Origin of the sequence: Acinetobacter sp. YH12231 (assembly GCF_013417755.1) — a bacterium.
Taxonomy (GTDB): domain Bacteria; phylum Pseudomonadota; class Gammaproteobacteria; order Pseudomonadales; family Moraxellaceae; genus Acinetobacter; species Acinetobacter amyesii.
In genome coordinates this window covers 1-25,047 of sequence record NZ_VPDJ01000025.1, presented here as the reverse complement: position 1 = coordinate 25,047, position 25,047 = coordinate 1, and the positions used below count along the sequence as shown (strand labels likewise).

The window sequence follows — 25,047 nt, the reverse complement described above, 5'->3', positions numbered from 1 at the left end:
GTGTAAATCATACTGATTTTATTTTTTGTGTTCATTTACATCTTACTAAAATAAAACACAAATCTGCTAATGATTGTTCTTACTGGCTTGTGTGCCATCTTCAACTTCAAGTGGGGTTTTCGGTGGCCAGAAAAAATCACTTGGTCGCGTTAGAAAATGAGTCATCACCAGTTTAGCCAGTGGTTTCCATTGTTCAAATCTTACGCGACGTGCCCGTAGTGCCACAATAATGGTTAACGTGAAACTGACGAATAAGTTAGTCAGACCGATCAGAATAACCCCTAAGAATGACACAATGATTAAGCCAATGTCTGGTGAACCATTAATATTGATGAGGCCTTGAATGAAGTTGGCCGAGGCGAAGGCGATATGGCGAATATCTAAAGGTAAACCAAAAATAAATCCAATCGTACCCATACTGCCCAGCATGATCCCGAATAAGAAGTTACCTGCCAAAGCACCTAAGTTTCGCTCAATGTAAGCGGCAAGCTTATCCAGTCTCTCTTGACCCATGATGCGTTTTAACTTTGGATGTGCTTGAATCCGTGGTCCAACTTTGCGATAGATCGCCATGTTGTCAAAGTACCCAGCAAGCAAACCTGATAAAAACAAACATACTCCAGCTATCGCAGCATGTGGCACAGCCAGTGAGGTAAATGGATTGAGGTCGTGTAAGGTTTTAGCTGCTTTTGCATGATTCATTAATGGCTCATGTAAAGCCATGTCCCAACTTAATGCGATCAATGCTGCAACAGGAATCGCAATACTGATGTTGCCTAAGATTGCAATAAACTGGGTTCGAATGATGTTAATAATTAGCGCGGCAAGTTCGGCAATCTGCGCCATTTTCGAGCCTTTACGATGCTGAACCGTCGAGGCAAGGGCGGCAGCTGTCATCGCAGGCTGTTTAGTGGCAACAGTAAAATGTAAGACATGAATCAGCATAAAGCCGAAAGAGTAGTTCAGACTATATGAAATGGCTTGCATGAGCGGTGCCATGCTGACACGGGCCATCAGCACTTTTAAAGTTGCCATACATGCAATGATCACACCGGCACCTGCCGCAGATCGGTACATGCTCATAAAGCCTTGTTTGTCCGTACTTACATAGTGTTCGCCAGTTTTACTTGCGTTTTCGGTGACTTGTAGGGCAACCAATTCACTATTGGTGGCGAGCAAATCGCGCACACTGCGCTCGCTATAAATCGCTGACGTCACATCACTGAGTAAACTACCCATAGATACATAGCGGACATCATCTTCTTCAACAATCAGGTTGAGTAAGATTTCTAAGCGATCTAAACACTGTTCTAAAAGCGACAATAAGTAAGTCAGGCTGACACTTACACCAATTCGTTTGGTCGCACGCCGAATTTTCAGCACCACATCACGACATTGTTCCAGCATTACCAACGCTTGAGAAGCATCTGGCGGTAGCACAGCACTCATTTCTTCAGCACTTTGATGCAGCTTTTTATACTGCTGAATAAAATCGTTTATTTCGCGGTTTTGCACCAAAAAAGGTGATTCATATTCGGTCAGTTCAGGTTGTGCATTAATAAATTCAGGATATAAGCCAATACCACTTACCCGATAGGACAAAACGGTAATGGCTTTAATTAACTCACGGCGAATTTTCTTTTTTTCTTCCTGATTGCTATGACCTTGATTAAATAGTCGAAAGAGCTGCATCCATTGCTGATCATCAATACTGTCCAGCCAATATTTGTCGCTATGACGATAAAAAACTCGACGGACTAAATCTTGTAATTGAGTTTCGTCATTGATCAGAGGAAGAAAATGTGCGCCAAGCCGTTGGAACAGTTGTCCCCAGAAACCATCGAGAGACAAAATACCCGTGTCCGCATATAAACTGGTTTGTTTATATCGGCTAATGAGCTTTAGGACAAAACTTTGCAGGGTAGAGGCTGCATCTGGCGTGATGAGTAAAGCTTGGATGAAAGCCTGAAATTTTTTCTTAATTTCGTCGGTATTTTTTGTATCTTCTGGTCGAATTCGGTTGATCAATTCGATCAGCAGGTTTTCATCCAGCACAGCCCGAGGGGTATCGAGCTGTTGCTGCATGGTCAAAAAGATATCATTGAGTTTTATATGCATAGGCAAGGGGAATTACGATGAATATTGTTAATTATTGAATTCGGTGTAATGCCAAGTTTGCGAGGTTGATTAAAGCTTGACGATATTCAGTATCTGGTAGCGCTGCTAAAGCGGCTAGTGCTGCCTCAGTTTCTTCAGTCGCTCGTTGGCTACAATAATCAAGTGCCCCAGAGCTTTGTACAATCTGAATAACATGCTCTAAATCTGCCGTACCGCCTGTGGCAATACTGCGGCGAATAATGTCATGTTCTTCGCCAGTGGTATTCTTTAAGGCAGAGATTAAAGGTAAAGTTGGTTTACCTTCCATCAAATCATCGCCAATATTTTTACCTAATGTTTCAGCATCTGAGGTGTAATCTAAAATATCGTCAATAATTTGAAAGGCATTTCCAAAGTGTCCGGCAAATTTTCTAAGCGGTTCACGGTACTCTGGTGTACCCGTCAAAATCGCGGCACCTTCGGTGGCCAACTCAAATAAACGTGATGTTTTACCGTGAATAATATCTAAATAAGTTTGTTCAGTAGTTTCGGGTTGGTGCTGTGATTGAAGTTGTAAAACTTCACCTTCAGCAATTTCACAGGTACCCGTTGAAAAGTCTTTGAGTAATACCTTGCTGTCTAGATCCACCAATAAATCAAAAGCTCGTGAAATTAGAAAATCCCCCACTAGTACGGCAGTTTGATTATTCCATGTCGCATTTGCGGTTGGGCGACCACGGCGTAATCCCGATTCATCAACTACGTCGTCATGAACCAAGGTTGCGGTATGTAGCATTTCTATAATTGCTGCAAGTTTACGGTGTTTTTCTAAATCTTCTGCGCCACATGCCTTTGCTGCAAGTAAACACATAATTGGACGCATGCGTTTACCGCCTGCTTCAACCACATGTTTACTGACTGCCATGACCAAGGCAACTTTAGACGTGATCCCTTCATTAATAAATTTGTCCATCGCAGCAAAGTCAGTGGCAACAGGCGCGAGAATATCTTGCTTAAAGTCGATGGTCATATGAAGAGAAACCTCAATAATTTTTGAATTACAGACGTAGTGTAGCAATTTGTTATATGAATAACAGATAAGAACTTACTCAATTGACTTAATCTTAAGTGATTTTTTTCATCAAGCGGAAGTATTGTACTTATTTTTTAACAGACTTTTATCTTTAGCATGTTGTTTGAACAGCATGATGTTGATGTAAGTCCAGTGTATATTAGCGAATTGTTGCTAAAAATCTATGTCAAACCTTGCCAAAAGCATGATAAGTGAAATAGAGCACTCATTTTAATGGTTTTAATGACACTGTTTATATAATAAACGCATACTCATCTAATATTTTACGGAAATGACTTGTTGTTTTTCGGGTTATCCCTTAAAATCTTTGCCTTTGCGAAACCCCAGTGACGATCGTTTTAAGATCGGTATATCCCTTTACCGGCACGACAACACGGGCATGTTTGGAGTACTTAAATGTACGCAGTAATCCAAAGCGGTGGTAAACAACACCGTGTAGTTGAGGGTGAAACCCTTAAAGTAGAATTATTGAAAGCTGAAACTGGCTCAACTGTTACTTTTGATGACGTGTTGATGCTTGTTAACGGTGACAGCATTCAAATTGGTGCACCAGTAGTAGCTGGCGCTAAAGTAACTGCTGAAGTAGTTAGCCATGGTCGTCACGACAAAATCCGCATCATCAAAATGCGTCGTCGTAAACACTATCGTAAACAACAAGGTCACCGTCAATGGTTCACTGAGTTGAAAATTACAGCTATTTCAGGCTAATTACGAGGAGTAAGTAGACATGGCAACTAAAAAAGCCGGTGGTTCGACTAAAAACGGTCGTGACTCGAACCCAAAAATGTTGGGTGTTAAAATCTACGGCGGTCAATCTGTGACTGCTGGTAACATCATCGTTCGTCAACGTGGTACTGAATTCCACGCTGGTGTAAATGTAGGTATGGGCCGTGACCATACTTTATTTGCAACTGCTGACGGCGTTGTGAAATTCGAAGTGAAAGGCCAATTCGGTCGTCGCTACGTATCTGTTGAAGCGTAAGCTCGAATAGAAAAAAGACCCGCATTTTTGCGGGTTTTTTTTCGTCTGAATAAAATGTGAGGTATTTTTTAGATTGTTACAAGTGAGCTACAAATCAATAAATTCACAATAAATAGTGATTTGAATCACAAAAAATAAAGAGCGTAATAGAGGAGTACAAATACAAAAAAAGGATAAGGACATGAATAAAATATTGAATACAGTTTTTATCGGTGCTGACTATCAGAAAAGGAATTGTCCTGATAAAAGCCAACAAATTGCATTTTAAAAGACACTACAACTTGGTGAAACAACTTCAATCGCTATTAAAGCTGTACCAAAATTACTTGCTGTGAGTATTTTACTTTCTCTAGGCTCAATTGCATGGGCTGGTGGGAGTGGCTCGTCATATCCTGAGCATACTTGTAATCGTTGCAATAGTGGTATTCCTGGGCCAGTAGGGTCAATGGGACCTCAAGATCCTGCTGGTGAGACAGGAGCAACAGGTGCACAGGGTGAGACTGGAGCTAAAGGTGACAAAGGCGCTACAGGTGCAACCGGAGCTAAGGGTGACAAAGGTGATACTGGCGCAGTAGGCGCTACAGGTGCAACCGGAGCTAAGGGTGACAAAGGTGATACTGGAGCAACAGGCGCTACAGGTGCTACTGGTAAAGATGGACTCAATGGCCGAGACGGCATCGATGGTAAGGATGGGTTGAACGGTCTGAATGGCAGCAATGGTCTAGATGGTGCAAGTGCTTATCAAGTTGCGGTGAGCAATGGTTATGAAGGCAATGAGGACCAATGGCTAGAAAGTCTACATGGTGTAGTTGGCGCACAAGGGCTAACAGGTGAAAATGGTTTCAGTGCGTATGAACTTGCGATAAAAAATGGATTTGTCGGTACTGAAGTTGAATGGTTGTTGAGCTTAAAAGAAACAGATCCGTACATTAAAATTCAATCAAACGTTGCCAATACAGCACCTAAACCAACTGCGAATGGACAAGATGCGATTGCAGTTGGTGCAGGTAATAAAGCTGATGGTAATCAGTCTATTGCCCTCGGTGTAAACAATACAGTCAGTGGTGATGGATCTGGTGCATTAGGTACCAATAATACAGTCACTGGTAATAATACCTATGTGGTTGGTAACAATATCAACACCTCTGCAAATAATGCTGTTGTACTTGGCAATGGTTCAAGCTCTGACCGCAATAATACGGTTTCCGTTGGCTCGGCTGGTGCAGAGCAGCAAATTATCCATGTGGCAGCTGGTACGGCAGACACCGATGCGGTAAACGTGAAACAAATGCGTCAAGCAGATCTAGAAGTGTTAAATAGTTCAAAAGCATATACAGATCAGCATGGGGCAAATGTACTTAATCAAGCCAATAGTTATACCAATTAACGTGTGAATGAATTGAACCATAATTTCAATAAATTTAAAGATAATGTTTACGGTGCTGTTGCTTCAAGTATTGCAATCGCCTCCTTACCTCAACCCACAGATGCAGGTTACAACATGTTCAGTGCAGGTATGGGGACTTGGGACGGTGAACAAGGCTATGCTCTTGGCTTCAGTGGTGTCACTGAAAACAAAAAATATGTGTATAAAATTGGGGTAACCAGCAACTCTGAAAGTGACTTTGGTGCAGGAGCTGCTATTGGGTGGCAATGGAAATAACTGAAAATTGGAATGTTGAAATTGCTAAATCATGGTTTAATTATTTGAAAGGCATTTGAGTCAAATCAAGTGCCTTTTTACTTTATATTTCTCCATCATGATGAATAAAAAACAGCAATTTGCATTAATAACCATACAAAACTTCTTATTTTCTCTAAATTTAGTCAATGAAAGTGGTTTAAGATGGAGCCATCTAACAAATTGCGTTGATGCAAATATAAAAGGTGAATCTATGAAAATGCTTCGTAAAACCATCTGTGCTATGGCATTAGGTGCAGCGACACTGGCACCGGTTATGAGTACGACAGTATTCGCGGCACCAGTTGCAGCGTCGGAGCAGCAGGCAACTGCCAATTTGGTGAAACAATTATCGGGTATTAAAAGTTTTACTGCTAACTTTCAGCAAACTACAAAAGTGACCAACCCGAAAGCAACTCAAAAGAAAGGTTTAAGTGCTCAGCATATGAACCAGACTTTTACTGGGGTCATGAAAGTTCAGCGTCCGGGTAAATTCTATTGGGAAACAACCAGCCCATCTAAGCAAACCATTGCGACTACAGGTAAAACGGTTTGGATCTATGACCCAGACCTACAACAAGCGGTACGCCAAAGCTTAGATGACCAAGTTGCGAATACGCCTGCATTATTATTGTCAGGTAATACAGCTCAAATCATGAAGTCTTATCGTATTACACAGCCGAATAAGACCAAAACCTATTACACCTTATATCCAAAAAGTGATGATGGCGTGTTTCAAAGCTTAACCATTAGTTTTGGTGCGAAAAATGCGCCGACCTTAATGATTCTCCAAGACTCATTAGGTCAAACAACCCATGTACGTTTCAATAATGTGAAGGTCAATGCGTCTATTCCAGCATCAACTTTTAACTTTGTACCTCCAAAAGGTACGGACATTATTGATCAATAATTCTCATGAACGAAAAAAAGCAGACATCGGTCTGCTTTTTTTATGAAGAAATGTAAAGGACGCAAGCTGAATTTAAGTGAAATTTAGTAGTATGCTGATATTCACAGTTTGCTTAAATGAAGTAACTTGTGGTTTTGATTGTTGCTATAGGGAATTTTGGGATGAAAAAAAATCATATGAATAATATAGCTTGGGCTGTTTCAGCTGTGGTTTTAGTCGGGTCATTAACGGCCTGCCATCCTCGAAATGAACCTGTTGAAGGTGCAACGACGGAACAGAAGCCAGCGGTCGTCGCTGATGCGATTCCACTTATTCAATCTAAATCTGTTGAGATGCAATTACCAAAAGCTCAAGCTTGCGATGCGGAAGGTTGTACCCAATATAGGATTCAAACAGTTGAAACCAATGTTGATTGGATTAATCAATATTTTACTGATCGGATTAAAAAAGCAGACCCGATTGCATTTTCAACTGAGCCGAATCAAAAAATCGATTTATCAGACAAGACGGATGTAGGCCTAAGTCAAAGTACCACTTCTGTTCGATATATTAGTCAGTGGGGACATATCGCAACTTTTGCAATCGAAAGCTATACCTACGCAGCGCATGCGGCTCATGGCATGTCGCATGTTGAATATGTCAATTTTGATTTAAAAGCCAAAAAACGTTTGGCTTTACAAGATGTCTTGGTCAAAGGTGCAGACGCGAAAGTGATTAGCGCACTTTTTGATGCCAACTATATGTGGTTGGATAGTCACGATATTGAACGTTCAAAACTACAGTTAAGCGATAATTTTTATTATGGCGCGAACGGGATCGTATTTGCTTATCCATTGTATGAATTGGCGAGCTACGCAGAGGGCATGCCTGAGCTAAAACTTCCATATTTTATGGCTAAAGGGCTATTTAAACCTGAATATTTACCAAGTTTGCCAAATTACGAAACCAAATAAGACAATTTGAAGCAAGATTATTGGTCTAATAAGGGGCACCTGTAAGCTCGGTCACTGTATTTTTAAGTGTTAAGAGCTTACACTATAGCCAGTTTTTTTCTTTACTTAAGATTGGCTATGATCGACCCGAAATTACTCAGAAATAATATTGAGGCTGTAAACTTAGCCTTAGCAAAACGTGGTGTTCAACTTAACGTAGCAGAGTGGGCAGACCTTGAAGCTCGCCGTAAGGAAATTCAGTCTAAAACTGAGTCGTTACAAGCTGAACGTAATGCTGGTGCAAAACAAGTTGGTCAAATTAAAAAAGCTGGCGGTGATGCATCTGAAATCATGGCACGTATGTCTGCTATTGGTGATGAAATTAAAGCCGCAGAAGTTGCACTTTCTGAGCTTCAGGCTGAACTTGAAGCCAAATCTTTATCGATTCCAAATTTACCTCATGAGTCTGTGCCAGAAGGCAAAGACGAAAATGACAATGTTGAAGTTCTAAAGTGGGGTACACCACGTCAGTTTGATTTTGAGATCAAAGACCATACTGACTTGGGTGAAATGATGGGCGGTTTAGAATTTGAAACCGCAACCAAATTGACAGGTACTCGTTTTAGCGTACTCAAAGGCCCATTGGCGCGTTTACAGCGTGCAATTACCCAATTTATGTTAAATACACATACCTTGGAAAATGGCTATACAGAAGCGTATGTACCTTATTTAGTTAATGCAGATTCTTTACGTGGTACAGGCCAATTGCCTAAATTTGAAGAGGATTTATTCAAACTTCAAGGCGAAAAAGAATACTACCTGATCCCGACTGCAGAAGTGCCTGTAACCAACTTCGTGCGTGATGAAATCATTGACCCAGAACGTCTACCTTTAAAATATGCAGCACATACGCCATGTTTCCGTAGCGAAGCGGGTTCGTATGGCCGTGATACACGTGGTTTGATCCGTCAACACCAATTTGACAAAGTAGAAATGGTTCAGATTGTAAAACCTGAAACTTCGATGGATGCTTTGGAAGAATTAACGGGTCATGCCGAAGGTATTCTTCAAGCATTAGGCTTACCATACCGTAAAGTCGTTCTGTGTGGCGGAGACATGGGCTTTGGTGCAATCAAAACTTATGATTTAGAAGTTTGGGTGCCAAGTCAAAATACCTACCGTGAAATTTCATCTTGCTCATGCATGGGTGACTTCCAAGCACGCCGTATGAAAGCGCGTTACCGTGCTGACCAAAAGAAAACTGAGTTTGTACACACGCTGAATGGTTCAGGTTTGGCAGTTGGTCGTACTTTACTTGCCGTGATGGAAAACTATCAACGTGCAGACGGTTCAATTGAAATTCCAGCAGTACTTCGTCCATATATGGGCGGTGCTGAATTTATCGATTAATAGTCGATAAAGTGCATACATTTGTGCACAAAAATTGCTTAAGACAATCAGATTTAAACTATTGAGGTCGTGTGTGGATATCTTTCCAATCTCTTTGAAGTTGCAGCAGCAACCTTGTCTGATTGTTGGCGGTGGTCGAATTGCATATCGAAAGGCTGTGCTGCTTGCAAAAGCGGGCGCACAGCTGACAGTTTGCTCACCTGAAATTGAAGATGATTTATTGAGCTTGGTTAATAAAACCCAAGGTCAATATCTCAACTCGATTTATCACGAATCGGTTTATCAAGAAAATGCCATTGCGCTGCGTCAGTTTCGTTTAGTGATTGCAGCAACCAATGACAAAGCTGTCAATCAGGCGGTATTTGAAGCCTGCGAAGCTGAAAATGTCTTGGTTAATAGTGTCGATGATCCGCCGCATTGCCGTTTTATGGTTCCTGCGATAATTGACCGTTCTCCGCTGGTCATCTCTGTTGCATCTAATGGCACATCGCCAGTGCTTTCACGCCAAATCCGCACCCAGTTAGAAAGCTCAATTCCACATGGCATGGGCAAACTGGCTGAGTTCTCAGGCCAATGGCGCGCAGCTGTTAAAGCCAAAATCGTCAATCCAGATGAACGCCGTATTTTTTGGGAAGATTTGTATGCAAGTCCGCTCAAAGAGCAAGTATTCAATGACAATTTGACTGAAGCCAATCGTTTGATTGAACAGGCCTTATTGGAATGGAAACAGCCGAAAGGTGAGGTGTATTTGGTTGGGGCAGGGCCGGGTGATCCTGAACTGTTGACCTTAAAAGCTCTGCGTTTAATGCAGCAAGCGGATGTGGTGATCTATGACCGTTTGGTTTCTCAGCCGATTATGGACCTCTGCCGCCGCGATGCCGAAAAAATCTATGTAGGTAAAGCAAGATCCAATCATGCTGTTCCGCAAGAAGGCATCAATGCCTTACTGGTGAAATATGCCATTGAGGGAAAACGCGTCTGCCGCTTAAAAGGTGGAGATCCGTTCATCTTTGGCCGCGGCGGTGAAGAAATTCAGGAACTCTTTGCGGCAGGCGTTGCCTTCCAAGTCGTTCCGGGAATTACTGCTGCCTCTGGATGTTCGGCTTATGCAGGGATTCCTTTAACGCATCGAGATTATGCGCAAAGTGTACGCTTCTTGACAGGACATCTCAAAGAAGGTTCACCGGAGCTACCTTGGAATGAGTTGGTTTATCAAAATCAAACGCTCGTGCTGTATATGGGCTTGGTCGGTCTAGAAAAAATTTGTGAGAAACTCATCGCGCACGGGCAGCGTCCAGATATGCCTGTCGCATTGGTTTCTAAAGGGACGACACCTGAACAAAAAGTCGTGGTTGGGACATTGGCAGATATTGCATCTAAAGTCAGTGAATACCAAATTCAGGCGCCTACATTGACCATTATTGGTGATGTGGTGAGTCTGCGTGAACAACTTCAATGGCATGAGCGAGGATAAGCAACGCAACGCGTTGCCCGAGCGCAAGGTGAAGGCTATGCCTGAGCAAAGAGGATAAGCAAGCTGCTGAATTGTCCACGTGCAAGGCGAAGGCTATGCCTGAGCAAAGAGAATAAGCAAGTTATTGTATTGTCCAATTGCAATGCGAAAGCTAAGCAATGTAGATAAGCAAGCGCTTGTTGTACCATCTAAACTTATGCTACAGCTATAGAAACTATAGCCTGAGCTTTAAGCCATTATTTAACTAAAGAGTAGAGAAAAAAACTGTGATCCATGTTGTTTTATACGAGCCAGAAATTCCTGCAAATACAGGGAATATCATTCGTTTATGTGCCAATACTGGAGCGCAGTTGCATTTGGTCAAGCCATTAGGTTTTGAGCTGGATGATAAAAAACTCCGCCGCGCCGGTTTGGATTATCATGAATGGGCACACATGAAAGTGTGGGAAAACTTTGAAGAATGCCTTGCGGGCTTAAAAGCGCAAGGTATTGACATGGATGCCATTTATCCATTAACCACCAAAGGTTTTGAAACACCGCATACCTCTAATTTAAATCGTCCTGTGGCACTGTTGATGGGGCCTGAAACACGTGGTTTGCCGGAAGATGTCCGTATGATGTTCCCAAAAGAACATTGGATTCGCCTCCCGATGGCACCAAATTCGCGTAGTTTAAACTTGTCTAATGCTACTGCTGTGATTTTATATGAAGCTTGGCGTCAGCAAGACTTTAAAGAATTGGTCTAAGTGTGATCTGTTCAAAAAGCCGCTCTATCGAGCGGTTTTTTATTGGGAGTGAACACAGTGAACCGTTTACAGCAATGAAGTTTTGTAAAATAAGGGCTTAAAAACTTCAGCATCAATATAAAAATGTGTATAAGAACACTGTGAAGAAATAAAACGGGTACTTAAAACTTGAAATCTATAAATTTAAAAGCTTTTGGTGTCGTGATTGCGACCGGATTCATTTCATCAATGAGTTGGGCTAATCCAACCGTATCGAACACAACAGAACAGACACCAGTGACCGTCACTGCAACTACAGAAAATGTTCCAGTTGTACCGAAGGTTGAGGTGATTAAGCCTTTTACTAAAGCTGAAATCCAGCAGGGTATGCTGGAAATGCAGCAAAGGCAAAATCAGCGTATTGAGGAATGGGGAAAAACACTAAAAGCCGACGATTTTGAGAGGTCTTGGTATGGTGGTCGCCAATTGAAAAAAGCAAAGCGTCAGGAAGTATGTGGGCTATATCAAGACTTAGTCAATGAAACATACAGCTTGGCTCAAAAAAATAAAGCGCGTCTTAGCCCTGCCGATCAGCAGTTAGTAGCAGATCGAAATCAATTTATTCAAAGCTTAGGTTATGAAAATAATATCGTTGATACCAAGATGGGTTTTAATTGCCGCTTAAAATAAGTGATTTTTATCACTGCTTTGATTTATGTGAATGATCCATGTCCTTGATGTAAAAAATAAAGGACATGGAAAAGCTCGAGATACCTCATGAATTAATCAATTAAATTAAAGTCACTCAGTTCTGTTTGTAGATGTTTTGGATTATTTGCAAATAGAAGTTGACCACTGGTGTATAACCAACCCAATTGACCTTGCTGCTGAAGACGTTTCAGTAAGACGTCGTTAAATGTCGACGTTGCAAAGACAGTTTCACTAAAGACTTTAAACTCACCGACATTAGTGTTTTCACTGTCTTTCATAAACAGCATGCCGTTTTTGGTGGTTGAACTCATATCTAAAGCACGGCTGACTAAGCGGTAACCGTCTTTAGCTTGCTCATCGATCATCTCCTGTAATTTTATGCTGCGCTCTACACTATTGCTGCCGGTTGGGTAAGTTTTATAGCGATAGCTGTAAGTGCCATGGTGTGCGCTGCTATTTATACAGGTTGCAACTTTAGGACTATTTTGTTTGCCGTTCAGAATTTCAGGACGAAAACCTGTGTAATAGCTTTTGAATTGAATAATACGGCAGCCTTGGGCACCCAGTGTATTGAGCATAGTTTCCAGTTGCACTGGGTCTACGAGCGGGGAAACATAGCCGCTGTCGTAAGTATATGTCGCGGTATCATTTTCCTTTTTAATGAAATAATCTTTGAAATTCAGGGCATTGGTTGGTCTGACGCTATGCAGGTATTGATAGCCTGATTTGCCTTTTTCATTTAACTGATTACGCCATGTAAAATATATGTCAGCGATAGAGGGTGCTGTACGGTCTGCAACAATATGATTGAAACGCGTATTTTCATTGGCAAGTTTCATGTAGCTATTAACATTACCATTGTCCAAAGTTTTAGAATCATAGCCAATTAACTTATAACCACTTTGTCCCATTGTATTGAGCTGAGCCAAGAAGTTTACTGTGTCGGTGGTATTAATAAAATTCTCAGACTTAAAATCTGCAGTTGTGATTTTGGTTTTCGGTTTTAAATTGGTGAAGAATTCATTGGAATTTTTTGTATAGCAGCGGCTGTCCTTGAGTGGGTCGGTAATTAGACCTCGTTGCATGATGATATAGCTTGGATTTGAAATCGTCGCGTTAATTACACAGAAAGAATGATTATTTAAAAAAGTTAAAACGCGGTTGCTCGTCGCGCCACCTCTGACTGGTTGAAACTTAATAGCATGATATTCAAAGTTATTTAGAGTTGCAGCAGGCTGTATTTCACTCATGACCATGTCATGAAGTAATTGATAGCGTTTGGAAATAAATTCACCGCTGCAAGTTTTACTTGAACTATTGTGTACCGCATATTTTAGTTCTTCGTTCAGTGCACTGACTGAATTTTCACTGGTTTTATGAATTGAAATTTGTGGTAAATCGCAATTACTGTTACCGAGGGCAGAATTCCCTTGAATCCATTCACCTGTGAATTTATCCGCTACAGTTGTTGGCGTTGGCGTTGGCGTTGGCGTTGGCGTTGGCGTTGGCGTTGGCGTTGGTGTAGGTGTAGGTGTAGGTGTAGGTGTAGGTGTAGGTGTAGGTGTAGGTGTAGGTGTCGCGCCATCATCATTGGAGCTTGATCCACCACAGCCCACCAATGTCGTAAATACAGCAGCGATAATGCTGATTTTGTGATTATTATTCATGACTAGTGCTCAATAGAGTGAAGTTGTTATGTACGGCTGATGCGGTTGTATAAACTTTTAAAATCTAGATTTATTGCACAAGGTGTGACTCAATCCAGCCATTGCCATGTTCTGTAGTGACTTCTATCAAACCTGTTTTAGTCATGTTTCCCGCAAAAATAATGTCTGCATTTTTTGACAGTTTATTAATGACTTGGCTCGACTTATCGGCAGTTTGATAAAGCGGTAGATTATTAATTTTAGGTCTAAGTTGCTGTCCCATACTGAAACCATTTGCAGCATAATTTGAATTAGTCGTGGCCTGACTGCCTGTCCATTCTTTTGCGGTATTCGATACTTCTTTGGATGTTTCATTAAATTGATTCAGTGTATTTCTTAAATCACGCATGGTATCGGCAAAACCTGCATATACTGATATTGAAGCTAAAGACAGACTGCTAACGATGACTAAATGACGAATTTTCATGAACTTTCTCCTTTACTTTGTTATGTCATTCCGCATGAGTTTTGTCGGATTCATAACATTCGCGGTGTTTAAATAACTATAAAATGCGAAAATTTAGCATTTTTAAAATAGATCATTTATACTTCACTTGTAAAGAGGGTGGAGTGGTGAAAATGAATGTAGAAAGCCAGAGTGAACATCTAAAGCAAAGTAAAAATTGGTATCAGTCCTTACCGACGGAATGGCAAAATTGGTTGAATGAAAATATTGAAAATGGTTGCGATGTACAGAAAATAAGTCTAATTTTACAATCACATGGATTAAGCCCAAGGGCGGATCAATACTTATTTTCTGATGCAGACCAACTTTCAGAACAGCTGCAAAATGAACTTTTGGAATACAGTCTTGAGGGCTTAGAGACAGATGAAATTTTAGAAAAAATTAAGCAAAAAAATATTTCAGATCATTTGATCATTCAGTTTCTAAAGCGTGTAAACAATAACGTAATTTTTAAAAAACTGAAGCAAGTGCAGCAACAGCAGAATAAACAGCGTTGGCTATTACAGGTGATGGGTCAATTGAATCAATTGAACGACCACATTTCATCCACAATCGATTGCATAGAAACACCTGATTTTGAAACATTCATAGAGCGGTATTATAGCCAGATGCGACCGGTCATTTTAAAAGGTGGGATACAACATTGGCCTGCACTGCATAAATGGAGTCCTGATTATTTTGCACAGCATTTTGAAAATGAGTTGGTTGAAGTCCAGATGCATCGTGAGCAGCATCAAGATTTTGAAAAAAAATCGGTACAGTTGAAACGCATTATTTTGATGCAAGATTTTGTCGCACAAATCAAAGCCACTAAGCGTAGCAATGACATTTATTTAACTGCGAATAACGCCGCTCAAAATAAGCAGTTCATGCAAAAGATAAGTGAGGATCTAGGTGACTTCGCCAAAGGTTATTGTCAAAAAGAGATCAAAGATCGACATTTTTTATGGTTTGGTCCTGCAGGCACATTTACGCCACTGCATTATGACTTAACCAATAATATGTTGGCACAAATCTATGGACGTAAGAAAGTGACTTTGATTCCTGCATGGCAAATGCCGTATATGTATAACGATCATTGGGTATTCAGTCAGGTTTCAGACGTCGTAAAGGCTGATCTAGCAGCCTATCCACTGTTAGAAAACGTGACGCCGTTTGAGTGCATTTTGCAGCCAGGGGAAACCTTATTTATCCCAATTGGTTGGTGGCATAGTGTTGAAAGTTTAGATATGTCGATCAGTGTTTCTTTTACGCATTTTAATGTAAATAATCATTTTTTTACTGAATATCCTCAAGATCTCATCAGATAAAAATTGTGAAGTAGATTAAACAATGCGAAAATTTCACTTATGCAGTCTAATTTTCATGGCAATTCAATGAGCAAACTTCTCACTAATGAGGCAGATCAAAATTTACAGCAAGTATTGGTGCTGATGAATGAGCTGAGCCAATGGCTGATTCGCTCAGGTGTGGGGTATACCGAGTTTACTGCTGCATTGAAACCGGTTTTTTTCCAACAAGCTGTACATGAGTTAGAGCGTATCGATCAAAAACCGACAATTTCTGCGATCAGTTTACTTTCTGGCCTACACCGTAAAGACGTGACTGCTTATAAAGAAGTGATTTCTGAGGGTAAGGATCTGAATGAAGCAACTGTTTCAGAGCCAATTAGTGTGCCATCACGTGTGATTGGTTTGTGGCTTGCAGAAGGCTGGGGGGATTCATTGCCCTTCAGCAGTGAGTCAGAAAATAGTTTTGAAATGTTAGTGAAACGTATCTCCACCGAGCGCCATCCACGTTCGGTACTCAATGAGCTTGTTCGTTTGGAAATTGCCACTGAAAAAGATGGGCAGGTGTATTTACAACAACGTCGTTTTATTCCAGATCCTTCGCAGTTAGAAGCACGTAAAATTTTAACGCGAAATGTTCAAGCGCATTTAGAAGCGGGTTTGCATAATTTATTGAATCCTGATGAAATACCTTACTTAGAACAAGCCATTTGTGCTGACGAATTAACAGAAGAATCGATTAATAAATTACATGAAATGAGCTTAGAGCTTTGGCAGAAATACTCATTACAACTTTTAAAACTTGCCGCGGAGCGTTGCGCAGTGGATGACGGGAATCCTGAAGCAAATCGTGCATTTCGCTTTGGAGTTTATCAACATGATGCAAAAATTAAATTTTAAAATACTGACACTTTGCAGCCTGATGTCCGTATTGTCAGGCTGTGAGATTGATTTTTTTTCGAGCGGTGGGGTAACGATCGAAGGCACAGGTGATCCAATTATTGATATTGGTCATGCGGGTGAGCAGAATGGTAGCTTTATACTTGGAACACGCTATCTAGAATTTTCTACGCCTGAGCAAGATACCTGTCATGGTGTAGAGCGCAAATTGACGTTCTTAAATCCGCTTGACCGTGAAAAAATAGACACTCAGATGTTTGTAGAAATACCAGCTGCACTGTCTGAACTAAATTCACAAAATGTACGTCTGACATTAAAGAACACCAATAGCGTGCCAGTCACGATTCAATTGCAATGTGATATGCCATTAACTATGCAGTTGGATGAGCAAGTTCGACCGTATTTTCCAAAACAGACTTGTGAAACGCCAAGTGAAATCAAGCTGTATCCGCAGCAGCAGCATGTCTTTGAAGCGGCAGTCAATCTTGAAACCGTGGAAGTAGGTACATGGAGCCATGGTGTGGGAACCGCTGTTGAGTTTAAAGGCAATACAGGCGAGAAGTGTGAAGAAATGACAATCCACTTTAAGCAATCCGCTAAGCGTATTCAGCCTTAGAGATCATTAGGCTAGACATAAAAAAGGCGCTTAAAGCGCCTTTTTTATGAGATGGAAAACTTATAGTTTGTCATCAAATTCGTTATGTTGTGGTGCTGGGTGTTTAAAACCTTTAGTTTTATAACCAAGGTATAAAATACCGAACATTGCCCACCATAAACCATATTTCAAAGCAGTTTCTTCAATTTCTAACCACATCGCAAAGATACTGATAAAGCCAAGCATTGGAATAACGACAAAGCTAAAAATATCTTTGGCTGTTTTTGTGCGGCCATCACGAAGTGCATAACGTGAAATCACAGATAAGTTCACGAAAGTAAAGGCTGTCAATGCACCAAAACTAATCATCGAAATGACAATATCAAGATCCATAAAGCCCGCAGTTAATGCAACCGCACCTACAATCATGATGTTGTACGATGGTGTGAAGTTTTTCGGACTAATATGACCAAAGATCTTCTTGTTAATGACGCCATCACGCCCCATTACGTACATCAGACGTGATACACCGGCATGTGCAGAAATACCTGATGCCATTACTGTCACAATCGCAAAAGTTAAAACATAGGATTGGAACAGTGAGCCGCCGACGAGCATGAGTATCTCTGGCTGCGTTTCAGCAATATTCTTGAAATAGTTGCCCGGCTCAGCAGGGAAGAACAGCTGCATGAAGTAGGTACTAATAATGAAGATAATCCCTGCGATTAAAGCAGTTAAGAAAATCGCTTTCGGCAGTGTTTTCTCAGTATCTTTGGTTTCTTCTGCCAATGAACTTAATGAGTCAAAACCAGTGAACGAGAAGCACAGTAATGTTGCACCTGTAATCAGTGCACCCACAGACGTCAGTTCATTCCAGAATGGCTCAAGGCTCCATAATTGGTAGCGTTCTGCCGCAGAAATCGGGCCATCAGCATTGAAGCCCATTTGAAGCTTGCTGTAGACCATCCACGTGAAAATACCAATTACTAATAACTGCACAAGTACAATCAGGCTGTTGAAGTTAGCAACAAAACGCGCGCCGCGTAAGTTAATTCCAGTCATGAATGCCGTTAGCACAATGACCCATACCCAGTGGTTTACTGTTGGAAATAGTGCTTCAAGGTAAATCACTGCAAGAATAATATTCACCATTGGAGACAGCAGGTAATCTAGCCATGACGACCAACCCACCATGAAACCAACGTTCGGGTGAATGGATTTTTGAGCATAGGTATACGCCGAACCCGATGATGGATAGCGACGGATCATATGTCCATAACTGATAGAGGTAAACAAAATTGCAATCAGGGCAATAATGTAAGATGTCGGCACGTGTCGATGACTTTCTTCAGAAACTAGACCGAAGGTATCGAACAAGGTCATCGGCTGAATGTAAGCCAAACCAATAATAATAATGTGCCAGAGTCCAAGCGTTTTTTGCAGTTTAGCTGCCGATTGAGTCCCAGAGATATTTGTCAACGGCGTTATCCTCTTATCGTTGATCAAGGATCAGTCATATTCTAAGGATCGTTTGAGACGAACGATCCCCCCTACGTTTTAAAACAAAAGTGCGCCAATCTACTCCAAATTGGTACATTTTGTCAGTAACTTTGAAATTATTTTTAGCAGAAATTATGCCAGTTTGTTTAAAAAATAACTGATATTGCGTTCTGCAAGTGAAAAGCCCGATGTTTAAAAAAACATCAGGCTTAATTTTTCGCTATATTCGCTTATTTTTCAGCAATTACCAAGCTTTTTTTAGAATAGTTTTGAGGTCTTCTAAGCTGGCTTCTTTAGGGTTGTAAATAATCGATCCATCATTCAGTGCTTTCTCTGCCACTTCATCCAATTGAGCTTCTGTCACCTTGCCAGTTTCACTCAAAGTACGAGGTAATTTGGTCAAACTAAACAGGCGGTCACGCATGGCTAAAAGCGTTGAAATGGCTTTTTCTGCACGTTGGTTGGCTGGTGTTTGCGCATAAATATCAGGGCCAGCCAGTGGTAATAGCAATTCAGCAATCTTATCGCCATTTACTTCTTTGTTGTATTCCAGCACATACGGCAGGAATAAGTTCATGCATAAGCCGTGGGGCAGATGAGCTACTGCACCCAGCGCATGACCTAATGAATGCACCAATCCGACCATCGAGTTCGAAAATGCAATTCCTGCCATCGTAGAAGCTTGTGCAAGTTCTAAGCGTCCATGCGCATCACTGGTATTATCTAATACACCAAATAAGCTATTGCTGATTTTCTTGATTGCGGCAGTTGCATAGGCATCTGAAATAGGGTTTGCCGCCATGCACGTATAGGCTTCAATCGCATGTGTCATCGCATCCATTGCTGTCATCGCCGTAAGATGTGGTGGCAAGGTTTGCGTCATGCGTGGGTCAAGAATTGCCGCATGTGGCATCAAATAATTCGATGCAAAGGCCATTTTGACATTCTTTTCAGGGTCAGAAACCACAGCGACCATAGTCACTTCTGAACCTGTCCCTGAGGTTGTTGGAATCACAAAAAATGGTTTTAAAGGTTTTGGTAAGTTGTGCGCACCTGAGTATTTCAGTAAGTCATCACCACCTTCAGACACCAATATATTGGTTGCCTTAGAGGTATCAATGACTGAACCGCCACCGACGGCAATAATGGCATCACATTGGTTGTCGCGGTAAAGTTGAGCCGCTTTACGTACGGTTTCTAAACTTGAGTCTGGCGGAACATCATCAAAAATATAGCCAATTACCGTCTCGGTACTTTCAAATGCCGCTTCAATCGGTGCAAGTAATTGGTTACTGCGAACGCCTTTGTCGGTAATGATCATGGGGCGTTTAGCACCCAACGTAGACAGTTCAAATGGGATGTGTTCTAAAGCTGCATGGCCAGCAATCACTTTTACAGGACAGAAAAATTCGTAATATGGTTTAGCCATGTGTTATGTGCTCCGTTTTAAATAAGACTGGGCTACTTTTAAATAAATATTTGCAGCACCACTGAGTTTTTCTTTTAGGCTTAAATGTGTTGGATATTCTTTGACAGCCAATTCAGCCACCAATTTAGGTAAAATTAATGCTTCCATTTTGTTGAGACAACGCACTAGTCGGATCGCATAAGACAAATCACCGTCGGCGATCATGCGGTCATTGGCAAAGGCTTGTGCGGTACTTTCTTGAAATGAGAAGACCAAAAAGGCATGACTCAAATGCTTAAACGTAATGGTTAAGTCAGGCTTTTGAGTGCCGGGTGTGAGGAGTTTGAGTTGATGGTCTTCCGTGACTTGCGCGACAAATGCAGCACCATTAGGAAAAACATTCATAGATAAAATAAAATTAACTGGAAATTTAGCAACTTCTTGTTTAATTTCTTCATCGACCTGGCTCGCCATGACCAGACCTCTGCCAATCACATCCATCATGAGTTTGACATAGGCCTGCTGGAGCGCGGGTTTAACGGATTTAGTTGCAATCACGTGTACATCCCTTATCTATAATTATTAATTTAGAGCTTTTACTCTAAATTATTTTATTTGAGAAAGCAAAGTCTTTTATAGTTGTTTGACTGTTACGTCTTTAAAGTAACCACTGTTTTTCAAAGTATCAATGATATCGACGCATAAGTTTTCAAATTTAGGGTAATCTTGCACCAAATCTTGTATACGAACCATTTCTAATCCAGCATAGCCACATGGATTAATGGTATGAAAACCAAATAGATCACAATCGATATTCAGTGCCAAACCGTGATAACTGCGGCCTTTACGAATTTTAAAACCCAAAGAGCCAATTTTACGATCATTGACATATACCCCCGGCGCATCCGCTTTGGCGTAGGCTTCAATACCGTATTTATTCAGTAACTCAATCATCAAGTTTTCTGCATACGATACTAGTGTACGTACATTCCAACCCAAACGATTTAAATCAAACATGAAATAAGCGACCAACTGACCCGGTCCATGCCAAGTGACTTGTCCACCACGGTCTGTTTGTACCACAGGGATGTTACTTTGCACCAAAATATGTTCAGGTTTGCCAGCTTGCCCCTGAGTTAATACATCGGGATGTTGCAATATCCACAGCTCATCAGGTGAGTTTTCATCTCGCTGTTCAGTGAGAGTTTTCATCTCTAAAAAGCGGTCTGCATAAGGGGTCAGGTGGTTATATTGACGAATGATTAATTCGGGTTTTTGAACAGTTTCAGTCACGTATTTCGTGTCCTTTTCTATCAAAGTCATGTATGGATTATAATGAATTAGACGTACAAAAGGGGGGTTAAATACTGAATACTTGAGGGTATTACTATTATACTTAGACATAAAAAAACACGCCCTAAAGCGTGCTTTTTTATTTAAATCAACAGAATTACAGCGCGGTACGAATGTGTTTACAAGCTGCTAAATCCGCATAGACCGCATGTACTTGTTCTAACTCTTCGAAACGTAATTGAGCAGTAATTGAATGATATTTACCTGTACGAGATGGAGTCACAGTCATTTTACTGCCATCAAAATCAGGAAAATGTTTAACAAAAATTTCATTCACTGCAAGGCGAAGTTCTTCACCTGCATTACCAATCAATTTAATTGGGTAGTCCATAGGGAAGACCCAAAGATGCTCTTGCAATTCACGTGAAGGAGCGCGATTAGTCATATCAGTCATGGGACACCTCATTATTTAAAAATACCTGCAATGAGCAGGTATTTGGAATCATTTGCTACATGCTCATAATATGGGGTGGAAAACCCCATATTCAAGCCTGCATTGTCCTAGTTATAGGTTAGTCATTCTCAAGGAATGAACGCAAATGCTCTGAACGTGATGGATGGCGAAGTTTACGTAAAGCTTTCGCTTCAATCTGACGAATACGTTCACGTGTTACGTCAAACTGTTTACCCACTTCTTCCAGAGTATGGTCTGTTGGCATATCGATACCAAAACGCATCTTCAAGACTTTTGCTTCACGTTCAGTCAAGTTTTCAAGAACTTCACGTGTTGCTTCTTTTAAGCCTTCAGACGTTGCAGCATCAATCGGAGAGGTGATGTTGCCGTCTTCAATGAAGTCACCAAGATGCGAATCTTCATCATCACCAATTGGTGTTTCCATTGAAATTGGTTCTTTCGCGATTTTAAGCACTTTACGAACTTTCACTTCGTCCATTTCTAGACGTTCACCTAATTCTTCAGGTGTCGGTTCACGACCCATTTCTTGAAGAAGTTGGCGAGATACACGGTTGATCTTGTTAATGGTTTCGATCATGTGTACGGGAATACGAATAGTACGTGCTTGGTCGGCAATAGAACGCGTAATCGCCTGACGAATCCACCAAGTTGCATAAGTAGAGAACTTATAACCACGACGATATTCGAATTTATCCACCGCTTTCATCAAGCCGATGTTACCTTCTTGGATCAAGTCGAGGAATTGCAAACCACGGTTGGTGTATTTTTTCGCAATCGAAATTACCAAACGTAAGTTGGCTTCAACCATTTCCTTTTTCGCACGGCGAGCTTTTGCTTCACCAATCGACATACGTTTAGAAATGTCTTTGATGCCTTTTACATCTAAGCCAAGTTCTTTTTCGATGTCAGCGATTTTTTGTTGGAATGCCAGAACGTCAGGGCGGACTTTTTCAAGATAGCCTTTCATTTCTGCAGGTGCTTTAGCAATTTGTTCATCTAACCAAGCAAAGTTAGATTCTTGACCTGGGAAAGACGTACGGAATTGAGTACGGTCCATACGACCACGACGTACGGCATAACGCATGACTTCACGTTCAGAAGTACGGATTTGGTCATGGGTATTACGGATCAAATCAGAGATGATATCGAATAAACGTGGTGTAAATTTGAACATCATGAACACAGTTGCAAGTGCTTCAAGTGCAGCAGCAGCTTCTTTACTGTTACGACCATTTTTTTCAATTGCAGCTTTAGTCACTAACCATGCTTGTTCAAGCTCAGTGAAACGTGCTTTGGCAATTTCAGGATCTGGACCAGATTCGCCTTCAGAATCATCATCACCTTCAGACTCTTCTTCTTCATCGTCATCATCAAGTTTGACATCTTTAGTTGGCTTGTTGGTTGACGCTTCATCTTCATCGATCTCAGAATCATCTTCATCGATCACTTCTGGGATGGCTTCGTCAGATTCTGGATCTAAATAACCAGAAAGAATATCCGCTAGACGGCGTTCACCCGCTTCATAATCTTTGTATTCTTGCAGTACAACTTCGACTGCATTTGGCCAATAAGCAATAGAATGTAAAACGTCACGAATACCTTCTTCGATGCGTTTTGCAATGCTAATTTCGCCTTCACGTGTCAAAAGCTCAACTGTACCCATTTCGCGCATATACATACGCACAGGGTCAGTGGTACGACCGGGTTCATTTTCAACAGATGCAAGTACAGCAGCGGCTTCTTCTTCAGCAACTTCGTCAGTCGCTTCGCTGCCACCTTCAAACATTGTATCGTCAGTTTCTGGTGCACGATCATGTACCGGAATACCCACGTCATTCAACATCTGAATGATGTCTTCAATCTGTTCACTTTCAGTGATTGAGTCCGGGAGATGATCGTTAACCTCGGCGAAAGTTAGGTAACCTTGCTCTTTGCCTCGGCTAATCAGAGCCGCTACTTGAGAAGTAGGGGAAGTCATATCGCTCATCTTTGCTTACTCTTCGTTGAATCTGTGGCAGTAAAAAACCGTGCATTTTAGCACGATCGTCTCATTAAATCTTGTTAATAGCTGGCTTATCCCATTAGGACGGTACAGCATCAAGCTGTCCAATGAGATATTAAAAATTTAAATTCAGTAATTTAGGTGGGGCTGAAATTGTTGTTTTCAAGTTCATCCCATGCATCGATTATTTTACGAGTCATCTTTGACTGTCATAAAAATGAAGGACGCAGGGTGGATTATATCATGCCACAGGTTTTGGTAAGAAAAAAAGACCTATTTTTAAAGTTTAGTTGTTAAAAAAACAAATAAAACTTGACAATATTTTATATCCCATATAAATAGCGGCTAGACCCCTTCAATTTTTTTCATTATGAGGTAGTTTTGGTGTCTTCTACAGATTTTGAACTAGATGATAACTACGGTGATGATGATGTGAATTTCGATGAGGCCAGTGCAAAAACTAGCGCGAAAGAATCGTTAGAAAAGCGCCGACTTATTGATGACCTTCTGGCTCAGCGCCGTCTTGAACGTGAGCTTAAAGATTTTGATTACGACATCGACGATGACGATGATTTTGATGACGAAGAAGACTAAATAGCGATTTAGCATAGCGCTTGAAAATGCTATGCTTACGCATTAAGTTTCTAACTCTGGATTTGAAATGAGTGCTTTAGATTTAGACCTTTTGAGTGACTATCTAGACGGCGATGACAACGAGCATGGTCTAGATTTTGCAGCGACTCATGGTTTTTTATGTGCAATTGCAGTAGGCCCAGCTTTTGATAAATGGCTAGACGAACTTTTTGATAACAATCAGAAAAAAGTACCTGCTGAAATTATTGCACAAGTAAAAGCATGGCTCGAATCGATTCGTCAGAATCTTGCCAATGAAGATGGTATTGAATTTCCATTTGAAATTGAAGAAGCCGATGTTGAATCAAGTCTTGGTGACTGGAGTGTTGGCTTCGTTGATGCCATGTTCCTAAACGAAGATGCATGGTTCACCGACGAGTTTGAAGAACAATTGGTAGATTTAACTTTGCCAATCATGGTGTTCAGCGGCATTGATGAAGAAGATCCACAAATGGAATCTTTCCGTCGCAATGGTCAGTTGATGGATGAACTTGCAGAAGAAATCCCAACCAATTTGAACGAATTATATTTGATGTATCACACACCAAATTAATTTCGATGAAATTTAAAAAAAGCACCTTGGGGTGCTTTTTTTAGCGCTGAACTTTTTCAGTTCAAAATTAATCTTAATGCTTAACTAACCCGAATCCTTTTTAAGCCAATGACTGCATAATTTGAATTGTGGGCTTATGCTGCTGAGTTAATTGGTATGCACATAGTGATGCGTAAATACCACTTAAAAAGCCTGAGATACTTCTAGCTCTA

General features: G+C 41.0%; 25 protein-coding genes and 1 pseudogene. 15 read left to right on the top strand and 11 right to left on the bottom strand.

The genetic code is table 11. From position 1 onward, the window contains the following. Window positions 1-66 precede the first annotated feature (66 nt). Window positions 67-2,118: a site-specific recombinase gene (locus tag FTV11_RS14230; protein ID WP_180025860.1), complete on the bottom strand. Its 2,052-nt coding sequence runs from the start codon at window positions 2,116-2,118 to the stop codon at window positions 67-69. A 31-nt stretch (window positions 2,119-2,149) separates the two neighbouring features. Then, on the bottom strand, window positions 2,150-3,127 hold the full coding sequence (sdsA, locus tag FTV11_RS14225; RefSeq protein WP_180025809.1) for an All-trans-nonaprenyl-diphosphate synthase: 978 nt from the start codon (window positions 3,125-3,127) through the stop codon (window positions 2,150-2,152). Window positions 3,128-3,586: 459 nt separating this feature from the next. Here sdsA and rplU point away from each other — a divergent pair, with 459 nt between their 5' ends. The 10 genes from rplU to FTV11_RS14170 all read left to right on the top strand — a co-directional run bounded on the left by rplU (window position 3,587) and on the right by FTV11_RS14170 (window position 11,994). Further along, window positions 3,587-3,898: a 50S ribosomal protein L21 gene (gene rplU, locus FTV11_RS14220; protein ID WP_078191390.1), complete on the top strand. Its 312-nt coding sequence runs from the start codon at window positions 3,587-3,589 to the stop codon at window positions 3,896-3,898. Between the two features lie 19 nt (window positions 3,899-3,917). Next, window positions 3,918-4,172, top strand: a complete 255-nt coding sequence (rpmA, locus tag FTV11_RS14215) for a 50S ribosomal protein L27 (protein ID WP_067764378.1) — start codon at window positions 3,918-3,920, stop codon at window positions 4,170-4,172. A 331-nt stretch (window positions 4,173-4,503) separates the two neighbouring features. Next, window positions 4,504-5,559 carry a hypothetical protein gene (locus tag FTV11_RS16975; RefSeq protein ID WP_373685430.1) on the top strand — a complete coding sequence of 352 codons (1,056 nt, stop codon included), beginning with the start codon at window positions 4,504-4,506 and terminating at the stop codon, window positions 5,557-5,559. A gap of 12 nt (window positions 5,560-5,571) precedes the next feature. Further along, window positions 5,572-5,835: a YadA-like family protein gene (locus FTV11_RS14200; RefSeq protein WP_180025786.1), complete on the top strand. Its 264-nt coding sequence runs from the start codon at window positions 5,572-5,574 to the stop codon at window positions 5,833-5,835. A gap of 232 nt (window positions 5,836-6,067) precedes the next feature. Continuing rightward, on the top strand, window positions 6,068-6,763 hold the full coding sequence (gene lolA / locus FTV11_RS14195; RefSeq protein ID WP_111885313.1) for an outer membrane lipoprotein chaperone LolA: 696 nt from the start codon (window positions 6,068-6,070) through the stop codon (window positions 6,761-6,763). A 161-nt stretch (window positions 6,764-6,924) separates the two neighbouring features. Then, window positions 6,925-7,716 carry an RsiV family protein gene (locus tag FTV11_RS14190; protein WP_180025808.1) on the top strand — a complete coding sequence of 264 codons (792 nt, stop codon included), beginning with the start codon at window positions 6,925-6,927 and terminating at the stop codon, window positions 7,714-7,716. A gap of 117 nt (window positions 7,717-7,833) precedes the next feature. Next, window positions 7,834-9,105, top strand: coding sequence for a serine--tRNA ligase (gene serS, locus FTV11_RS14185; RefSeq protein WP_180007573.1), 1,272 nt, complete (start codon window positions 7,834-7,836; stop codon window positions 9,103-9,105). A 73-nt stretch (window positions 9,106-9,178) separates the two neighbouring features. Then, window positions 9,179-10,579, top strand: coding sequence for a siroheme synthase CysG (cysG, locus tag FTV11_RS14180; protein WP_180025807.1), 1,401 nt, complete (start codon window positions 9,179-9,181; stop codon window positions 10,577-10,579). A gap of 266 nt (window positions 10,580-10,845) precedes the next feature. Next, window positions 10,846-11,325, top strand: coding sequence for a tRNA (cytidine(34)-2'-O)-methyltransferase (locus FTV11_RS14175; protein WP_180025806.1), 480 nt, complete (start codon window positions 10,846-10,848; stop codon window positions 11,323-11,325). A gap of 168 nt (window positions 11,326-11,493) precedes the next feature. Then, complete coding sequence (locus FTV11_RS14170) at window positions 11,494-11,994, top strand: hypothetical protein (RefSeq protein ID WP_218949159.1); 501 nt, start codon at window positions 11,494-11,496, stop codon at window positions 11,992-11,994. 92 nt (window positions 11,995-12,086) lie between these two features. Here FTV11_RS14170 and FTV11_RS14165 read toward each other — a convergent pair whose 3' ends face one another. Together FTV11_RS14165 and FTV11_RS14160 are read right to left on the bottom strand one after the other, a co-directional pair. Continuing rightward, on the bottom strand, window positions 12,087-13,682 hold the full coding sequence (locus FTV11_RS14165; protein WP_180074203.1) for a PT dipeptide repeat lipoprotein: 1,596 nt from the start codon (window positions 13,680-13,682) through the stop codon (window positions 12,087-12,089). A gap of 70 nt (window positions 13,683-13,752) precedes the next feature. Further along, window positions 13,753-14,148: a hypothetical protein gene (locus FTV11_RS14160; protein ID WP_180074202.1), complete on the bottom strand. Its 396-nt coding sequence runs from the start codon at window positions 14,146-14,148 to the stop codon at window positions 13,753-13,755. A gap of 152 nt (window positions 14,149-14,300) precedes the next feature. Between FTV11_RS14160 and FTV11_RS14155 the strand changes: the two genes are divergently transcribed. From FTV11_RS14155 to FTV11_RS14145, 3 genes are all read left to right on the top strand, one after another. Next, window positions 14,301-15,497: a cupin-like domain-containing protein gene (locus FTV11_RS14155; protein WP_180074201.1), complete on the top strand. Its 1,197-nt coding sequence runs from the start codon at window positions 14,301-14,303 to the stop codon at window positions 15,495-15,497. A 66-nt stretch (window positions 15,498-15,563) separates the two neighbouring features. Continuing rightward, the gene (locus FTV11_RS14150) at window positions 15,564-16,376 is read left to right on the top strand and encodes a DUF6502 family protein (protein ID WP_180074200.1); all 813 of its coding nucleotides are present in this window, start codon (window positions 15,564-15,566) and stop codon (window positions 16,374-16,376) included. Further along, complete coding sequence (locus FTV11_RS14145; RefSeq protein ID WP_180074199.1) at window positions 16,354-16,992, top strand: hypothetical protein; 639 nt, start codon at window positions 16,354-16,356, stop codon at window positions 16,990-16,992. Before FTV11_RS14150 ends, FTV11_RS14145 begins: the two co-directional genes overlap by 23 nt. Window positions 16,993-17,052: 60 nt before the next feature. Here FTV11_RS14145 and FTV11_RS14140 read toward each other — a convergent pair whose 3' ends face one another. From FTV11_RS14140 to rpoD, 6 genes are all read right to left on the bottom strand, one after another. After that, complete coding sequence (locus FTV11_RS14140; RefSeq protein ID WP_078191378.1) at window positions 17,053-18,450, bottom strand: APC family permease; 1,398 nt, start codon at window positions 18,448-18,450, stop codon at window positions 17,053-17,055. Window positions 18,451-18,715: 265 nt separating this feature from the next. Then, complete coding sequence (locus tag FTV11_RS14135) at window positions 18,716-19,900, bottom strand: iron-containing alcohol dehydrogenase (protein ID WP_180074198.1); 1,185 nt, start codon at window positions 19,898-19,900, stop codon at window positions 18,716-18,718. Between the two features lie 3 nt (window positions 19,901-19,903). After that, the gene (locus FTV11_RS14130) at window positions 19,904-20,437 is read right to left on the bottom strand and encodes a hypothetical protein (RefSeq protein WP_180055766.1); all 534 of its coding nucleotides are present in this window, start codon (window positions 20,435-20,437) and stop codon (window positions 19,904-19,906) included. Between the two features lie 75 nt (window positions 20,438-20,512). Next, window positions 20,513-21,172 carry a lipoyl(octanoyl) transferase LipB gene (gene lipB / locus FTV11_RS14125; protein ID WP_373685429.1) on the bottom strand — a complete coding sequence of 220 codons (660 nt, stop codon included), beginning with the start codon at window positions 21,170-21,172 and terminating at the stop codon, window positions 20,513-20,515. A gap of 157 nt (window positions 21,173-21,329) precedes the next feature. Next, on the bottom strand, window positions 21,330-21,617 hold the full coding sequence (locus FTV11_RS14120; RefSeq protein WP_078191448.1) for a YbeD family protein: 288 nt from the start codon (window positions 21,615-21,617) through the stop codon (window positions 21,330-21,332). 127 nt (window positions 21,618-21,744) lie between these two features. Then, window positions 21,745-23,634: an RNA polymerase sigma factor RpoD gene (gene rpoD, locus FTV11_RS14115; RefSeq protein WP_180074197.1), complete on the bottom strand. Its 1,890-nt coding sequence runs from the start codon at window positions 23,632-23,634 to the stop codon at window positions 21,745-21,747. Between the two features lie 399 nt (window positions 23,635-24,033). On the opposite strand from rpoD, the gene FTV11_RS14110 reads away from it, so the two are divergent. Together FTV11_RS14110 and FTV11_RS14105 are read left to right on the top strand one after the other, a co-directional pair. Then, window positions 24,034-24,243: a PA3496 family putative envelope integrity protein gene (locus FTV11_RS14110; protein WP_078191373.1), complete on the top strand. Its 210-nt coding sequence runs from the start codon at window positions 24,034-24,036 to the stop codon at window positions 24,241-24,243. A gap of 67 nt (window positions 24,244-24,310) precedes the next feature. Then, window positions 24,311-24,835, top strand: coding sequence for a YecA family protein (locus tag FTV11_RS14105; protein WP_078191372.1), 525 nt, complete (start codon window positions 24,311-24,313; stop codon window positions 24,833-24,835). A 100-nt stretch (window positions 24,836-24,935) separates the two neighbouring features. Here the strand turns inward: FTV11_RS14105 and FTV11_RS14100 are convergent. Beyond that, window positions 24,936-25,047 (bottom strand): annotated as a pseudogene (locus FTV11_RS14100) (IS982 family transposase); the annotation flags it as partial.

Coding starts and splice junctions, on each gene's coding strand:
- FTV11_RS14230 (WP_180025860.1), bottom strand. CDS start 2,118: ATGCATATAAAACTCAATGATATCTTTTTGACCATGCAGCAACAGCTC.
- sdsA (WP_180025809.1), bottom strand. CDS start 3,127: ATGACCATCGACTTTAAGCAAGATATTCTCGCGCCTGTTGCCACTGAC.
- rplU (WP_078191390.1), top strand. CDS start 3,587: ATGTACGCAGTAATCCAAAGCGGTGGTAAACAACACCGTGTAGTTGAG.
- rpmA (WP_067764378.1), top strand. CDS start 3,918: ATGGCAACTAAAAAAGCCGGTGGTTCGACTAAAAACGGTCGTGACTCG.
- lolA (WP_111885313.1), top strand. CDS start 6,068: ATGAAAATGCTTCGTAAAACCATCTGTGCTATGGCATTAGGTGCAGCG.
- FTV11_RS14190 (WP_180025808.1), top strand. CDS start 6,925: ATGAAAAAAAATCATATGAATAATATAGCTTGGGCTGTTTCAGCTGTG.
- serS (WP_180007573.1), top strand. CDS start 7,834: ATGATCGACCCGAAATTACTCAGAAATAATATTGAGGCTGTAAACTTA.
- FTV11_RS14165 (WP_180074203.1), bottom strand. CDS start 13,682: ATGAATAATAATCACAAAATCAGCATTATCGCTGCTGTATTTACGACA.
- FTV11_RS14160 (WP_180074202.1), bottom strand. CDS start 14,148: ATGAAAATTCGTCATTTAGTCATCGTTAGCAGTCTGTCTTTAGCTTCA.
- FTV11_RS14155 (WP_180074201.1), top strand. CDS start 14,301: ATGAATGTAGAAAGCCAGAGTGAACATCTAAAGCAAAGTAAAAATTGG.
- FTV11_RS14150 (WP_180074200.1), top strand. CDS start 15,564: ATGAGCAAACTTCTCACTAATGAGGCAGATCAAAATTTACAGCAAGTA.
- FTV11_RS14145 (WP_180074199.1), top strand. CDS start 16,354: ATGATGCAAAAATTAAATTTTAAAATACTGACACTTTGCAGCCTGATG.
- FTV11_RS14135 (WP_180074198.1), bottom strand. CDS start 19,900: ATGGCTAAACCATATTACGAATTTTTCTGTCCTGTAAAAGTGATTGCT.
- FTV11_RS14120 (WP_078191448.1), bottom strand. CDS start 21,617: ATGACTAATCGCGCTCCTTCACGTGAATTGCAAGAGCATCTTTGGGTC.
- rpoD (WP_180074197.1), bottom strand. CDS start 23,634: ATGAGCGATATGACTTCCCCTACTTCTCAAGTAGCGGCTCTGATTAGC.
- FTV11_RS14105 (WP_078191372.1), top strand. CDS start 24,311: ATGAGTGCTTTAGATTTAGACCTTTTGAGTGACTATCTAGACGGCGAT.